The organism is Sedimentibacter sp. B4, from assembly GCF_000309315.1.
Classification (GTDB): Bacteria; Bacillota; Clostridia; order Tissierellales; family Sedimentibacteraceae; genus Sedimentibacter; species Sedimentibacter saalensis.
On the sequence record NZ_CANG01000731.1, the window covers coordinates 1 to 325 of the forward strand.

A 325-nucleotide genomic window follows, 5' to 3' on the forward strand; every position below is an offset into this window, starting at 1 on the left:
TGTTCATCGCAGAACTCGCACGGGAGTTCCCGGACGCGGCGATCCTGGTCACGGCCGTCCTCGACCCGCCGGCAGCGCCGCACAGTCCGAACGAGTCGCTGCACCTGGAGACCTTCGAGCACGCGATCCTGTCCGAGGCGCTGCTGCTGGCGTCCCTGCGGACCCCGGACCAAATCGGGGACGGTTCCTGATTCAGTCCATCCTCAGGAAGTGGACCGGAATAGGAACCGTCCCCAACTCGGTCCGTCAGTCGACGTCGCGACGGATCAGTACATAGTCGCCCACGTCGGTACCGAGCCGTTTCGCGATGAGCGCGCACTTGGCC

Annotated in this window: 1 pseudogene; it reads left to right on the forward strand. The window is 65.5% G+C overall.

What is annotated here, in order from left to right:
• Nucleotides 1-191, forward strand: a pseudogene (locus tag BN358_RS26880) (dipeptidase); the annotation flags it as partial.
• Nucleotides 192-325: the final 134 nt, after the last annotated feature.